At 55.2% G+C, this 14,353-nt stretch carries 9 protein-coding genes; 7 read left to right on the top strand and 2 right to left on the bottom strand.

The genetic code is table 11. From position 1 onward, the window contains the following. Positions 1 to 26 precede the first annotated feature (26 nt). The 3 genes from FJV47_RS15995 to FJV47_RS16495 all read left to right on the top strand — a co-directional run bounded on the left by FJV47_RS15995 (position 27) and on the right by FJV47_RS16495 (position 4,395). The gene (locus FJV47_RS15995; protein WP_159614720.1) at positions 27 to 1,073 is read left to right on the top strand and encodes an NAD(P)-dependent alcohol dehydrogenase; all 1,047 of its coding nucleotides are present in this window, start codon (positions 27 to 29) and stop codon (positions 1,071 to 1,073) included. A gap of 102 nt (positions 1,074 to 1,175) precedes the next feature. Beyond that, positions 1,176 to 1,469, top strand: coding sequence for a DUF1883 domain-containing protein (locus FJV47_RS15990; RefSeq protein WP_159614718.1), 294 nt, complete (start codon positions 1,176 to 1,178; stop codon positions 1,467 to 1,469). An 805-nt stretch (positions 1,470 to 2,274) separates the two neighbouring features. Continuing rightward, positions 2,275 to 4,395 (top strand): hypothetical protein, encoded by a 2,121-nt coding sequence (locus FJV47_RS16495; protein WP_200832026.1) that lies wholly within the window; start codon positions 2,275 to 2,277, stop codon positions 4,393 to 4,395. A gap of 236 nt (positions 4,396 to 4,631) precedes the next feature. Here FJV47_RS16495 and FJV47_RS15980 read toward each other — a convergent pair whose 3' ends face one another. Continuing rightward, complete coding sequence (locus FJV47_RS15980) at positions 4,632 to 6,203, bottom strand: glycoside hydrolase family 68 protein (protein ID WP_235026505.1); 1,572 nt, start codon at positions 6,201 to 6,203, stop codon at positions 4,632 to 4,634. Positions 6,204 to 6,512: 309 nt separating this feature from the next. Here FJV47_RS15980 and FJV47_RS15975 point away from each other — a divergent pair, with 309 nt between their 5' ends. Next, the gene (locus FJV47_RS15975; protein ID WP_159614716.1) at positions 6,513 to 8,144 is read left to right on the top strand and encodes a glycoside hydrolase family 32 protein; all 1,632 of its coding nucleotides are present in this window, start codon (positions 6,513 to 6,515) and stop codon (positions 8,142 to 8,144) included. Positions 8,145 to 8,169: 25 nt separating this feature from the next. On the opposite strand, the gene FJV47_RS15970 is transcribed toward FJV47_RS15975, so the two are convergent. After that, the gene (locus tag FJV47_RS15970; protein ID WP_159614714.1) at positions 8,170 to 9,204 is read right to left on the bottom strand and encodes a LacI family DNA-binding transcriptional regulator; all 1,035 of its coding nucleotides are present in this window, start codon (positions 9,202 to 9,204) and stop codon (positions 8,170 to 8,172) included. Between the two features lie 513 nt (positions 9,205 to 9,717). Here FJV47_RS15970 and FJV47_RS15965 point away from each other — a divergent pair. From FJV47_RS15965 to FJV47_RS15955, 3 genes are read left to right on the top strand one after another with little or no spacing between them, the layout of a single operon-like run. Further along, on the top strand, positions 9,718 to 10,743 hold the full coding sequence (locus FJV47_RS15965) for a 3-oxoacyl-ACP synthase III (RefSeq protein ID WP_159614712.1): 1,026 nt from the start codon (positions 9,718 to 9,720) through the stop codon (positions 10,741 to 10,743). Further along, positions 10,737 to 13,331 (top strand): alpha/beta fold hydrolase, encoded by a 2,595-nt coding sequence (locus tag FJV47_RS15960; RefSeq protein ID WP_200832031.1) that lies wholly within the window; start codon positions 10,737 to 10,739, stop codon positions 13,329 to 13,331. The genes FJV47_RS15965 and FJV47_RS15960 overlap by 7 nt, the downstream gene beginning before the upstream one ends. Continuing rightward, on the top strand, positions 13,328 to 14,338 hold the full coding sequence (locus tag FJV47_RS15955) for an NAD(P)-dependent oxidoreductase (protein WP_159614708.1): 1,011 nt from the start codon (positions 13,328 to 13,330) through the stop codon (positions 14,336 to 14,338). The genes FJV47_RS15960 and FJV47_RS15955 overlap by 4 nt, the downstream gene beginning before the upstream one ends. The last annotated feature ends 15 nt before the right edge of the window (positions 14,339 to 14,353 follow it).

Below are 14,353 nucleotides of genomic sequence, written 5' to 3'. Positions count from 1 at the left end.
ACAGATAAGCAAAGGAAAAATCTCCTATGACTACTATGGCAAACGCATACGCTGCGCCTTCGGCTACCGAGGCTCTGATTCCAACCCAGATTCAGCGTCGCGCAGTTGGACCAAAGGATGTTTTGATCGACATCAAGTTTGCGGGCATCTGCCACTCAGATATTCACACCGTTCGCGGTGACTGGGGACCACAGTCCTACCCACTGGCTCCGGGCCACGAAATTGCTGGCATCGTTGCAGAGGTCGGATCCGAGGTCACCAAGCACAAGGTCGGCGACCGCGTCGGCGTTGGCTGCATGGTCAACTCTTGTGGCGAGTGTGAATACTGCGTCGCTGGCGAAGAGCAGTTCTGCGTCCAGGGCATGGTCGGCACCTACGGTGCAGTGGACCGCGATGGCACCATCACCCAGGGCGGTTACACCACCAACGTTGTCGTGACCGAAAACTTCGTTGTCAGCATTCCGGATAGCATCGAGCTCGACGTTGCTGCTCCCCTGCTCTGCGCAGGTATCACCACCTTCTCCCCGCTTCACCACTGGGGCGCAGGCCCAGGTAAGAAGGTTGCAGTGGTTGGTCTGGGCGGCTTGGGCCATATGGCCGTGAAGATCGCCAGCGCTATGGGCGCCGAAGTGACCGTACTATCCCAGTCGCTGAAGAAGCAGGAAGATGGGCTGAAATTGGGTGCAAGCGATTACCGCGCAACCAATGACGAGAACACTTTCAAGGATTTGCATAAGACCTTCGACCTGATCATCAATACCGTTAGCGCGTCGATCAACATCAGTGCCTACCTTCAGTTGTTGCGCGTAGATGGCACTTTGGTCAACGTTGGTGCACCAGCTGAGCCACTTCCGGTGAACGCTTTTGCGCTGATTGGTGGTCGTCGCTCCTTCGCAGGTTCCAGCATTGGTGGCATCAAGGAGACCCAGGAAATGCTCGACTTCTGTGGCGAGCACGGCATTGGTGCGGAGATTGAAGTGATCTCGGCAGATCAGATCAACGAAGCTTACGAACGAGTCCTCAAGTCGGATGTTCGTTACCGTTTCGTCATTGATACGGCGACCATGGCCTAAATTTCTAGGCTCCAATGGCGTCCGATTCACCACCTGATAGGTTGGTCAATCGGACGCCATTTTGTCTTTACCGTAGATTCTCCGAGTCCCGAAAGGTAACTAGTGACCGAGAAAAATTTTGCTGAACACTCCTGGGACTACCTTGAGCGCGGCAGCGTTCTGGTAGTGACTCTCAGCGGCCCCGCAAATCTCAGGCTCATGGATCCCGAAAACTTCGCGGCTTATCAAGATGGCGAAAAATATGTGTTCCATGGCGGACTGGCCCGAAAGGCTCCCTATCGGATTAAGGTTCCACACTCTGGCCCATGGTACCTAGCCATCGATTTCGATGGTCTGAACAGGCACGGCGTTCGGCACGAGGTAAGCATTCAGCATCCGCAACGAGCAGATGGTTAAGAACTTATTCGTTGCAATTTACACTCAACTTCGGCCTCACCGATAGCTCATTCCACGACTGGACGAGACATATCCGTGACTTGCTAAACGTGGAAACCCTGGGGGCACGCAGTCCTACAGATGCGCCTGCTAGGAGTTCGTTGCACCCGAGTACTTCTAGGAAAGGGCAACAAGCCCGTCGCTCTGTGGAGCAGTTTGAATTTGTTTGGCTGCCCAAAGAGCGGGGGTAACAGTTCACGAGTCCGCCGGCAATCATCGCGAATTGTCCTAGCCGAATTCCACGTTCGTTTTGATAACTCGAAACCCAACCTTTCACGAACACGCAGAATGCTATTCGATTGCACGGCGTGAAATGACATGCCCACGTTGCACCGTTTTTCCTCATCCGACAACACCCTAGACAAGCCACCTGTTTTGCCCTGTGATTGGCCCTGCTATCGTCCTCCACGATTCATCAAGAGTCGACTAGACCAAGTCGACTGAACATGTCGGATTCAGTATTCTCCACCAACTTGTAAGCCTAAATTGACGAATTATTCGAGATGATCATGCCTGAGAAATAGGTCGATCGAAACGTAAATCTGGGACCCGGAGATTCCCCGCCAACACTACGCTCGAACTACTGATCGACAATCAAGTCGTAAACTCTGGGCTGACGTGTGACGATTCCTAAGATTGAGATCTTCATATCAAATCGGTTGTTGAACCCGTTACCAAAATGTGATCTACTAGTCGCAGTTTCGCCGATGATCGTCTGGTGGGACGAGTCTTGCCCATCTCGCATCGAAGTTGAAGGTCATATCTGATGAACCAAACCACTCGCAAACACGCGCGATCTGCGCGTCTCCCATTAGCTGTCATTACTGCTGGATCGTTGGCTATAAGTGGTGTCGCTGTTGGGATCGCGACCGTTGCGCCAGCAGAAGCTGCCTCGAGTGTGGCCACCGAAGTCGGCAAACCAGCCGCCGATGTACCTCCGATCTATAATCGTTACCCGGTGACTGCGGTGGCCAAGGGTAAGGAGAACTTGAAGTACAACGCTTCTGCAACCGATTTTGAGGCCGGAAAGATTGTCTTTGACACCCTTCCGGGAATGCTCAAGGATGGGACACCAATCTCGGGCAGCGCTAGCGTTTACCCAAATACCGGCGAATCCTTCGAAAACGTAGCAGTGAAAAATGACCAAGTTATCATCACTACGGACTCAAGACCCGTCACAGGCGACGACGAAAATTATGTCGTTCAGCAGGTAAGTTACGGCTTCAGCTTAGATAATGCAGACTCAACGTATCTCGGTGGTGCAATTAACGCACCAGTTGAGGGACTACGTCTTTCGACAGGCACCACCGATAAGCTGTCAGGAACACCGTTGTTACCTACTGGGTCGACAACTTGGAAATTCGATGTGCCTTCAGATTTCTTCCCTGTAGCCGGAGACCAAACTTCAGTTTTCTACTACACGGATGATCCCTCAGCTGAAGCGACGGGCGGCTTCGTAACCATAATGGTCGACGATGTCAGCCTGTCCAATGGCCAGGTAGTGTTACGAGACGATCGTCTCCAGAATCTCACTGAGGGAACGGACTACTTCGTTTCCGTTGGAGGCTCGAACAAGGGTGACAACGCAACCAGCTACGTCGGTCTGTACGACAAGGCCACAGACCCAACTCCTACTCCAACGGACGAGCCAACCACCGAGCCAACCCCGACGGACGAGCCAACCACCGAGCCAACACCAACGGACAAGCCAACCCCAACCCCGACGGACGAGCCAACCACCGAGCCAACTCCAACGGACAAGCCAACCCCAACTCCAACGGACGAGCCAACCACCGAGCCAACTCCAACGGACAAGCCAACCCCTACCCCGACGGACGAGCCAACCACCGAGCCAACCGCGACGGATGTTCCAAAAGCAGAAGATCCTGAGTCAGGCGACCAAGTCGCTCCGGGGGAAGAACAGCTGTCATACGACAGTGAGTCATCGTCTGTTGCCGAAGGTAAGTACGTCTACAACACGAACACTGATGTCACAGACGGTGAAGTAGCTGTCACTTACCGCACTTCGCCTAATGCTAAGGCACAAGTCATTACCGGTTCTGTCAAAAATGGCAAACTGACCATCAACGCTGACGACACCTTCGCGAGTAGCGTGAGCGACAATAATCAGTTGCTCATTTCAGTCAAAGATTCGAGTGGACACGTAGTATCAGCATTGCTTTCCGGAGCAAATGTGTTGGCCCTCGACTCCAACGTCGTGGATGGTCGGTTGGGCGTACGCCTTAGCGAAGCTGGCCAGAAGGAACTTCGCTTCAAGATTCCTGCAGATTTCCCTGAAATCGCGGACGGCTACGACTTTGATCTTCAATACGTCGCTGCGAATGGCAAGCCTGTCACTCTTGAATCCGTAGAATTTACGGTTGATGGCCAGCTACTGGTGATCAATGATCCGCGGGTGGCTAAACTTTCTGCCGGAACGTACTACCTAAAGGGCACGGAAGAGTCGTCATCCATTGCGGATACTAGCGCCTTCGCAGCGGCCGCCGATCAAGAAGCAGCGACCGTATCGACATGGTTCGGTTTGTTCACACCAGGTCAGGAGCCAACCGCAGAGCCTCCGCAGGAGCCAACTGCCGAACCTTCGGAAGAACCAACTACCGATCCCTCGGACGATTCCACCACGGATCCATCTGATGATCCAACCGTAGAACCGACAAACGAGAGCAGCCCAACATCAACAGCTACTGCTTCGCCTTCCGCCCCAGATCAGGAACGAGATTCATCTGACGAGGAGAATCCTAAGGATGATCGTCTCGCGGATACCGGTGTCAGCACAGGCCTGCTTCTTTCAGGCGGCATAGCGCTGGGATTGATCGTCGTGGGCGCCATTGCCATAGCAATGCGTCGCCGGGGTCGTCACGGCTAACGCCCAAAGGAATAGAAAGCACTAAACGTGGGGTGGCATCAATACTAAGATTGATGCCACCCCACAGGTGTTTAATTTCAACGAACGTTCGGGCCATAGACCGAACGTTAGATTTTCCATAAACCAACAATCGCTGCGTCAACCGATGGTTGACGCAGCGATTGTTGATATTTTGACTCGTGCGTGTCTATCTACAAATAAGAAACGACGCACCGTCCATAGCTCACGCTATGGAACTACTTCTTTTTGTTCTTCAGCTCGCGGTTGGCAGGAATATCTGCCCAGCCGCCAAGGCCATTGTCGCCGTAGTTGTAGTCAACGGTGGCGGAATCACCCTTAATGTTCAACTTCACGGTTGGGCCCAAAGTACCACCACGAACGAAGTTGTCCTTGGTTCCGATGGTATCGATGAAGGACTGCACCAGACCGCCAGGCATGACGTAGTGCGAGTATGCCTGGAACTGACCTGGGTGCTGGTTGTAGTCAGGAGCGAATGGGCTACCTGCTGCAAAGTTCAGGTTCGATGGGCTACCCAGCGCAAGACCCGAGCCACGGTTCAGTGGCTGGTAGTCACTGCGGATGCCGTTACCAACGAAGCCGTAAACGCCTTCTGGTCCGTCGATGCCAGCGGCAAAGGTGGAGCGGTGGCTAATGGTGAACAGGTAGTACTTGCCATCCTGCATGTAGATCTGTGGGCGCTCGGTCTGGTCGGTGACGCAGTTAGCGGACAGGATTGGTGGCAAGAACTCCCACTTTGTCAGATCCTTGTTCTTGGCACGGGCCAAGCCAACGTTACCAATCTGGTAGGTTGCACCGGACTTGTTCACTTCGTCAACGGTTTCACCATTGGTCTCGCCCTTGTTGTAGCCAAGGTCGTCAGCGTCGCACTTTGCCGAATCACGGTTCTGTGCGGTGTTGCCTTCGAAGACCATGTAGGTCTCACCCGGGTGTGCAGGGTCTTCAAAAGTGAACGGGTCACGGAAGTTGAAGTACTGGTTCTGCTCAGCAGTCTGGTAGTACTTACCGTCTGCTTTGAGTAGCTGCTTGACCTTCTTGAAGCCGGTGAGTTTCACTCCCTTCTTGTTGGAGTGAACGTGACCAACGCTCAAGGCGATACGTGGGTCGTAAGGCTTGATGTCCTTACCGTCCTTGTCGCGGTAGAAGGCAACATCGGTGAAGAACAGCTTGATTTCGCCATTCTTGGTTACACGTGCCGAGCCAGACCACTGGGTCTGGTGGCTGTAGGACTGATCTTCAAAGATCTTGCCGGTAACGCCTTCATCGAAGACCTGTCCACCGTAGGTCCAGCCACCGTCCTTTGGACGCTCGTCAGCTGGGATGCCGGCCGGGCGGTAGAAGTAACCGATGCGAGCGTACTGGTGGCGCTCATCAAAACCGAGCTTGCGGTCGGCAACCAGCGAGAAGATAATCTCTTGCCCGTTAACGCTGTACTGATTGGCATTCTCGTCGGTCAGTGGCCAAGTGTCCCAGACCCAAACCTTTTCGTTGCTCATGTCAGGGAAGTCCTGAGGAACCGTTGGCATGGTGTACTCCGAAGGAAGGGAGTTCTCACGAGATCCAGCATCTGGATCGGACATGGCCTTGATCTGCTTAGCATCGGCACGGGTCCAACGAGAAGTGAAATTCTCGGTTGGGCTGTAGGCCTTTTGAGTGTGCTCAGTTGGTGCAGGGAACCCTGGCACTGGCTCGGTTGCTGCCATTGCTGGCGTTGAAACCAAGGATGCTCCCAGCGCTGAAATGCTCAGCGCAGCGACAAGAATGCCGCGTTTGGTGCGTTGCTTGTTCACGATTGTTTGCCTTCGTTCGATATGGAATCGGACAATCGCTCGGGCTGCGACACACGCTCTCTCCACAGACGAATCTAAGGAATCACATAGCTGAAGTCAATCAGTTCAAAACGTTTTGGAAGCAGGATCACATTATTTAGGAGTCTTTATGAAAGCCTCGTCACATTGTTTGCAAAACGTTTTGGTTGTTCGCTAGCGTAGTTGACTGTCACTCGTAGTGACTCACGATCTCTCCCCCAAATTTTTTGCGACGACGTACTCGCGCCGTCGCTTTTCTCTGGCGTTTGCAACGACATGAAGGAAAGACCGATGACACAACCAAAGACCACAAAGGCCAAAGTTATAGTTACTACGGCCGTCGTCTGCGTCCTAGTCATATTCGGCCTAATCTCATGGAACTCCTTGCGCCCAGAACCTCAGGCTACCGCTACCGACAGCCCACAAGACGGCCAGGTTGCCGAGCAATTCCAGCGCCCTGAGAACTGGTCAGAATACCGACCAGCTAATCACCTCACCCCCGATCAGAACTGGATGAACGATCCGCAACGCCCGTTCTTCCTTGATGGCGTGTGGCACTTCTATTACCTCTACAACGCTGATTACCCGGACGGCAACGGTACTGAGTGGTACCACGTCACCTCCACTGACCTAGTTCATTGGAAAGACGAAGGTGTTGCCATCGAAAAATACAAAAACGGCTTGGGCGACATCTGGACAGGCAGCGCGGTAGTCGACACCGAGAACACTGCGGGATTCGGTAAGAATGCCGTCGTCTCATTAGTCACTCAGCAAGTTGACGGTGTACAGCGTCAATCGTTGTTCTACTCAACCGACGGCGGCTATTCCTTCACTTCTTACGAAGGCAACCCAGTCATGGATAACCCCGGCGTCGAGGCTTGGCGAGATCCAAAGGTTGTCTGGGACAAAGAACGCAAGCACTGGCTCATGCTGTTGGCCGAAGGCAACAAGATAGGTTTCTACACTTCTAAGGATCTGAAGTCTTGGAGTTACCAATCCGGTTTTGACGCTCCGAACCTAGGCACTGTCGAATGTCCCGACTTCTTCCAAATGTCAGTAGACGGAGACCCAGAACGTACCACTTGGGTCCTTGGCATTAGTGCCAATGGCGAAAGCTCAGGTCGCACCACCGGATACACCTATTGGACCGGCGATTTTGACGGCAAGACTTTCTTCCCTACCGAGGCAGAGCCACAATGGCTCGATGCCGGGTCTGACTTCTACGGTGCAGTGACCTGGGATGACCCGAACGCGGAAACTCCTCTGGCGCATCGCTACGCTCTGGGTTGGATGAACAACTGGGCCTATGCTGGCGACCTCCCACTCAGCGATTGGTCGGGTGGATCCATGTCCACTGTCCGTCAGCTGTCCTTGCGTGATGTTTCGGGAAAGCCAACCCTATTTTCCGAACCAATCGACGCTGTAAACGAGCTTTCTGGAGACCCAGTCCAGGGCGAAGCGCAAAATGTTTCCAAGGACCAGAGCGCTTCGCTGGGTCAAACTACAACGGATTCGTACCGAGTCCAGATTGACCTCGCTCAAGACGAAGACTCCCCTACCGATGAGTCTCAACTTCAGATCAAAGACACCGATGGATCATCGGTGACCGTCGGCTATAGCTTCAAAGACCAAACTCTGTTCCTCAACCGGGACAATGACAAGGTCGCCTCAACCATGCCCGAGGCCTACCGCCAAATTCGCACCGAGCACCTGCCCAGCGAAAATGGATCTGTGAGCTTGGATATCGTGGTTGATACCACCTCAGTGGAAGTTTTCGCTCAGGATGGCCGAACTACATTGAGTTCAGTAACTTTCCTATCGCCGGGCAAGCATGAGTTAAACCTAAAGTCCTTGGGCGGGACTACTGATCTGCGCAGTTCCAGTGTGGCCCCTATGGCAGTGGCAGAGACTATTGAGAAATAGTTCCCGGTACAGACCGCGTTAGACATTATTCCTTGGGCACTGCAACGGAGTCACGTTGCACCAACTGGCAACGCAACAGCTCCGAGTCATTGGCCGTTCGATCACCGGAGATTTCAGCGAAAAGTTGGGATACCGCCCAATGCCCCATCTCATAGTGGGGCAAGGCTACAGTACTGAGAGTGGGTAGCAGGGCTTGGGTGATGAGTTGGAGATCATCGACTCCAATGACAGATAGGTCATCAGGAATGCTCAGTCCCAGATCTGCCGCTACCTGATAAACACCCATGGCCATTTCATCATTGAAGCAGAAGATTGCGGTGGGACGGTCTTCACGCTCTAGCAAGGCTCTCCCTGCTTCGCGTCCTCCCTTGGCGCCGGTAGACTTCGCGGCAATCCAGGATTCGTTCACATCGATGCTAGCGTCAGCCAACGCTTGCCGAAAGCCACGCTCACGGCCCAGCGCTGCAGGAACTCGGGTTGCTACCGTGGCAAATCCGATCTTTTTATGGCCAAAGCTGATCAAGTGATTCGTCGCATCCACACCGATCCGATGCTCATCCGGAACCACCGAAGAATGACCCGTATTTGTACTGGAAGCATTAGCCACCACAACAGGTACGCTCGTGAGCTCTGGAGGAATCTGCACTTCTTGGTGCCACATCCGAGCATAAATCAGACCATCAACACGGTGATCCATGAGGGTTCGGATCCCCAATAATTCTCGCTGTTTATCACCGGTAGAATCCAAAGCAAGAACCACGCTTTGGTGTAAGGCTGCAGCGTCTTGCGCACCGCTAATGAGTTGCCCTGCATACGGTGTGACGGCGATAGTATCGCTGAGCAATCCGACCGTGAACGTTCTCGAACTACGCATTCCACGCGCGCGAAGGTCCGGTGAGTAACCCAATTTTTCGGCCGTCGCCAATACACGAGTACGTGTTTCTGGGTTGATCGCACGAGCTCCGCTCAAGGCGTGCGAGACCGTTGTTGGTGATACGCCCGCGGCCGCAGCGACATCGCGGATCCCCACTCGGGCAGAGGCCCGAACCTTCTTATTCATAACAATACTTTTTCACATTCTTTGCTTATCTAACTAACCAAAGAGTGCAGCCATTGAAAACCAAAGAGCCAATTTACCGTGATTGAGCCAGCACAGAAACAGGTCTTCGAGATTCTCGCGGTGCCAGCTTTGGCATAACGCGCGGTCGGCCACCCAACAGCCACACATCACCAAAGTAGTTGTCGATCCTTAGTTCTGAACTAAGAGATTGACAGTTGGCTCAACACGAATGCTGTTCCGGTCAATTCTCAAATGCCACGATTTGCTCAAAACAAAAGTGTGAGATGAAGATCTTTCCATGAATCTCAAAGGTCAACTCTGTAGGATCAAGGGTGTCTGCGTTATTCCCATTTCCAGCCCTCGGCTGAAATTGGCCTGCCAAGTTCATCGAATGGCTGGGCAGGGAATAATCTAGGAGTACAAACTTATCTTCGGCAGAACCTGCCCGTTGGTAAATGCGTTTCATCGCAGCACGCACCACACAGATAGTCCAGCAGAAACGAAGGCAACACTTTGAACGGCAATGCCACCTTTAAACACCACAACGTTGCGCTCTTATCAGTGAACAGTGTTCTCGCGCCCGAGGTGGTGACCTCATCCGAATTTGATGAGCGGCTGGCTCCAAGTTTGAAACGTTTGCGGTTGTCCAAGAAACTGCTCGAACGAGTGTCCGGCGTCAAAGAACGACGCTGGTGGTCTAAAGGCATGGAATTTGACGATGCCGCTATCGTTGCCGGTAAAAAGGCATTAAAAGAAGCTGGCGTTGATGCCAGCGAAATCGGTCTGCTTATTAATACGTCGGTGACTCGCCGCAACCTTGAGCCATCGGTTGCCTCCAAGGTTCACAACGGCCTCGGACTGCCGTCTTCGGCAATGAACTTCGACGTGGCCAACGCCTGCCTCGGTTTTGTTAACGGCATGAGCCTAGCCGCAAATATGATCGATTCCGGTCAGATCAAGTACGCCCTGATTGTCGCCGGCGAAGATGCCAAGGCCACACAGGAGACCACCTTCGAGCGATTGAACGCTGAAGGCTCCACCCGCGAAGACTACATGCGAGAATTTGCTACCTTGACCTTGGGCTCAGGCGCAGCAGCGGCCGTAATCGGCCCAGCGGACGCACACCCAGATGCGCACCGCATTGTTGGCGGAGTCTCGCGTGCCGGCACCGAACACCACGAACTGTGTGTGGGCGGACCCGATGGCATGTTCACCGACACCAAGGGCCTACTGGATAACGGCCTGGACCTGGTTGTGGATGCCTGGGACGAAGCCCACCGCACCGGCTGGGAATGGAAGTCAATGGACCGTTACGTCACCCACCAGGTCTCCAAGTCCTACACCAGCGCAATTATCAAGGCTGTCGGGCTGGTCAAAGACCGTGTGCCCATCACCTTCTCCAAGTGGGGCAACGTGGGTCCTGCCTCCCTACCAATGACTTTGTCGCAAGAAGCTGAAACGCTGAAGTCCGGCGACCGTGTGTTGTGCATGGGCGTAGGCTCGGGACTTAATACCGCGATGATGGAGATTGTCTGGTGACCGAGATTTTCCCCGGCGTCAAGGAAATCTACTCAAAGTATCTCGATGTTCCATCCACATCTGAGGTGGACGGCTCCAAGGGTGCCACCTATCGCTGGCACGTACTAGATAACGCAGCCGAGCTGGCAGAACGTGGCATCACTCCGGTGGGTACGCTGCTATGCGTTCATGGCAATCCCACCTGGTCCTACCTCTGGCGTAGCCTGCTCAACCACGTTTCAGAAAACAACCTGGCGTGGCGCATTGTCGCGGTAGACCAGTTAGATATGGGTTTCTCCGAGCGCACCGGTAAGTTCCGTCGCTTAGCAGACCGCGTTAATGACCTTGAGGATCTCGCCGAGGCTCTAGAAATTGGCGATAACGTCACCACCGTTGGTCACGACTGGGGCGGAATCATCTCCTTGGGTTGGGCAGTGTCCCACCAGGATCGATTGGCCAACGTCGTATTGACCAACACCGCGATCCACCCGGCAGGTTTTGAACTGCCTTCCGCCCTCAAGCTTGCCTCCCACCCAGCCGTACATGGCTGGGGAACTAAGACAACCCCAGCTTTCCTGAAGGTCACCCACTCGCTGGCGCAACCAGCATTGGCACCCGAGATCCGCAACGCGTTCATGGCCCCTTATACCAACGCCGAAGCACGCGATGGTGTGGCCAACTTTGTTGCCGATATCCCCTTTGATGATTCACACCCAAGCCGCGGTGCACTGAATGATATTTCGGAAGCCGTTCGTACACTGCGCGTGCCGGTACTCATGTTGTGGGGTCCTAAGGATCCGGTCTTCTCAGATCGCTACCTGCGCGATTTGATTTGGCGTTTGCCCCAAGCTCAGGTGCACCGCTTTGAAGGTGCCAGCCACCTGGTGGGCGAAGACCGCGATATCGCTTCCCCGATCTTCCGGTGGCTAGCTAATCGCGACGACGCCGCGGGAGCTGAGCGTGCGCAGTCCGCCAACGACTATCAGCCGATGCTCGCCGAACTTGATTCGCGCGTGAGCGATCACAGCCCAGCGGTCGTCGACATCCATCCGCCGCGCACCCTTTCCTGGTCTCAGTTAGGCCAACGGGTGAACTTCCTCGCCGCCGGCCTACAGCACATCGGGGTCAAGCCTGGGGACCGGGTCAACCTGCTGGTTCCGCCGGGTATCGAGCTGACCTCGCTGATCTATGCGTGCCTACGTTTGGGTGCGGTGATTGTTGTGGCCGATGCGGGTTTGGGCACCAAGGGTCTGGGTCGCGCCATCAAGGGTGCTGGACCTAGCTTCCTGATCGGCATCGATCGTGCACTGAGCGGTGCGCGCTTGCTGAACTGGCCAGGTATCAAGATCGCGGTCAGCAACCTGTCGAGCACCAAGCGCAAGCTACTCGGTGTCTCGCATACCCTCGAAGAATTGCTGGAAATTGGCGAACAACAATCTGGCGCGGCCCCGAACTTCGTGGCTGCTGATCCGGATGCCGATGCAGCCATTCTTTTCACATCCGGCTCCACCGGTCCAGCCAAGGGTGCTGTCTACACGCACCGTCAGCTCGCTGCAATGCGCGATACCCTGCGCGAGACCTACGATCTGAAAGCGGGTTCCGGGCTAGTTGCCGGATTCGCTCCCTTCGCTCTGCTAGGTCCGGCCTTGGGTGCCACCTCAGTCACTCCAGACATGGATGTGACAGCTCCACGAACGCTCACGGCCTCAGCCTTAGCCGAAGCGGCTACGGCGATCAACGCCACCGCCGTTTTTGCCTCCCCTGCAGCCCTGGCCAACGTGCTGGAAACCGCCTCGGAGCTGAACACCGCGCAACGTAAGAAGTTGGCCGCGGTTTCCCTGTTGCTTTCCGCCGGGGCACCAATTCCCGAGCCACTGCTTGCAAAGGTTCAAGATCTGGTGCCCAATGCCCAGGTACACACCCCTTATGGGATGACCGAGGCGCTTCCGGTTACGGATATTGATCTAGCCGGGATCCGAGAGGCCGGCAACGGTAACGGTGTTTGTGTAGGTACAGCGGTCGCCGGTGCTACGGTCGCAATCGCACCGATTGACGCCTTGGGCGTTGCCGGCGATCGACCGCAGTACACCCCTGGAGTCACCGGTGAAATCTTGGTCCGCGCACCGCATGTCAAGGATCGCTACGACCGTTTGTGGATCACCGAAAGTGCTAGCAGCTCGATTGCTGGCTGGCACCGCACCGGCGATGTTGGACACCTCGATGAGAACTCTCGGCTCTGGGTTGAGGGCCGTCTGATCCATGTCTTGAGCACCGCCACCGGGGCCATTACCCCGGTAGCTGCCGAGAATGCAGTGCAGTCGGTAGCTGGGGCCGGTCGTGCCGCGTTGGTAGGCGTTGGACCGGCAGGAACCCAGGCCGCAGTCGTGGTTATGGAGACCATCCCGCCAGCCCGAAAGGCAGGCCCGGCGAGTACGGTTTTGACTGCCAAGATCCGGGAAGCCGTGGCGGCCACCGGCACCGAGGTTGCCGCCGTGCTGGTGGTACCGACCCTGCCGACGGATATTCGTCATAATTCGAAGATTGATCGTGCCGCGCTGGCGCAATGGGCCAGCACGAGCCTTGCCGGCGGAAGGATCCGCAAACCATGAGCGAACCTGAGAACCAGTTAGCACCCCGCAGGGTCTTAGTGACCGGAGCCAGCGGAATGCTCGGCGGCGCGGTGGCGCAGCTACTGCGCGAGAAAGGTCACCATGTACGGACCTTCCAACGCCGTGCCTCACAAGCTGCCACCGACGAGGTTCAAGGTTCACTGACCGATCCGGCCGCGCTGGCTCGTGCTGTTGAATCCATTGACGCGGTTATCCACTTGGCTGCCAAGGTCTCCTTTACCGGACACTGGCAGGAATTTGTGGATACCAACATCACCGGCACCGAGAACCTGCTCCAAGCTGCTCAAACCGAAGGAATCAGGGACTTTGTCTTTGTCTCTTCGCCTTCGGTGGCGCACTTTGGTGATTCGCTGGCTGGCGCAAGTGCCGGTACCGCTAACCCTGACCTGGCCCGTGGTTATTACGCTCGCTCCAAGGCGGCAGCCGAACTGGTTGCGCTGGCTGCGGACTCGACAGACTTCCGTGTCACCTCGATCCGTCCACATGTGGTGTGGGGTCCGGGTGATACCCAACTGGTAGAACGAGTCATCGATCGTGCCAGGGGTGGGCGTTTACCATTGCTCGATCAGGGTGCCGCACTGATTGATACCATTTACATCGACAATGCCGCTTCGGCAATTGTTCGTGGCTTAGAACGTATGGACCATGCCCATGGTCGTGCCTTGGTTGTCACCAACGGTGAACCGCGCGCCGTGGGTGAACTGATGGCTGGAATCTGTGAGGCTGGCGGCGCTCCAGCGCCCAAGCTCAACGTCCCGGGTTGGTTGGCCCGCGGTGCTGGTTCGATCATCGAGAAGGTATGGTTGGCCGCTGGTTCACGCAATCTTGTCCACGATGAACCACCGATGACTAGGTTCCTGGCCGAACAGTTGTCCACCGCCCACTGGTTTGACCAGCGTGAAACCCAAGAGGCACTCGACTGGAAGCCAGCAGTGAGCATCGATGAGGGTTTAGCCGCTCTCAGAGCCCATTACCAGCAGTCTTAGATCTGGCAGCATTCA

It is taken from the genome of Glutamicibacter sp. JC586, from assembly GCF_009805585.1.
GTDB lineage: Bacteria > Actinomycetota > Actinomycetes > Actinomycetales > Micrococcaceae > Glutamicibacter.
The sequence above is the reverse complement of the archived record's forward strand: the minus strand, read 5'-3'. Positions and strand labels throughout refer to the sequence as shown.

Coding starts and splice junctions, on each gene's coding strand:
- FJV47_RS15995 (WP_159614720.1), top strand. CDS start 27: ATGACTACTATGGCAAACGCATACGCTGCGCCTTCGGCTACCGAGGCT.
- FJV47_RS16495 (WP_200832026.1), top strand. CDS start 2,275: ATGAACCAAACCACTCGCAAACACGCGCGATCTGCGCGTCTCCCATTA.
- FJV47_RS15975 (WP_159614716.1), top strand. CDS start 6,513: ATGACACAACCAAAGACCACAAAGGCCAAAGTTATAGTTACTACGGCC.
- FJV47_RS15970 (WP_159614714.1), bottom strand. CDS start 9,204: ATGAATAAGAAGGTTCGGGCCTCTGCCCGAGTGGGGATCCGCGATGTC.
- FJV47_RS15955 (WP_159614708.1), top strand. CDS start 13,328: ATGAGCGAACCTGAGAACCAGTTAGCACCCCGCAGGGTCTTAGTGACC.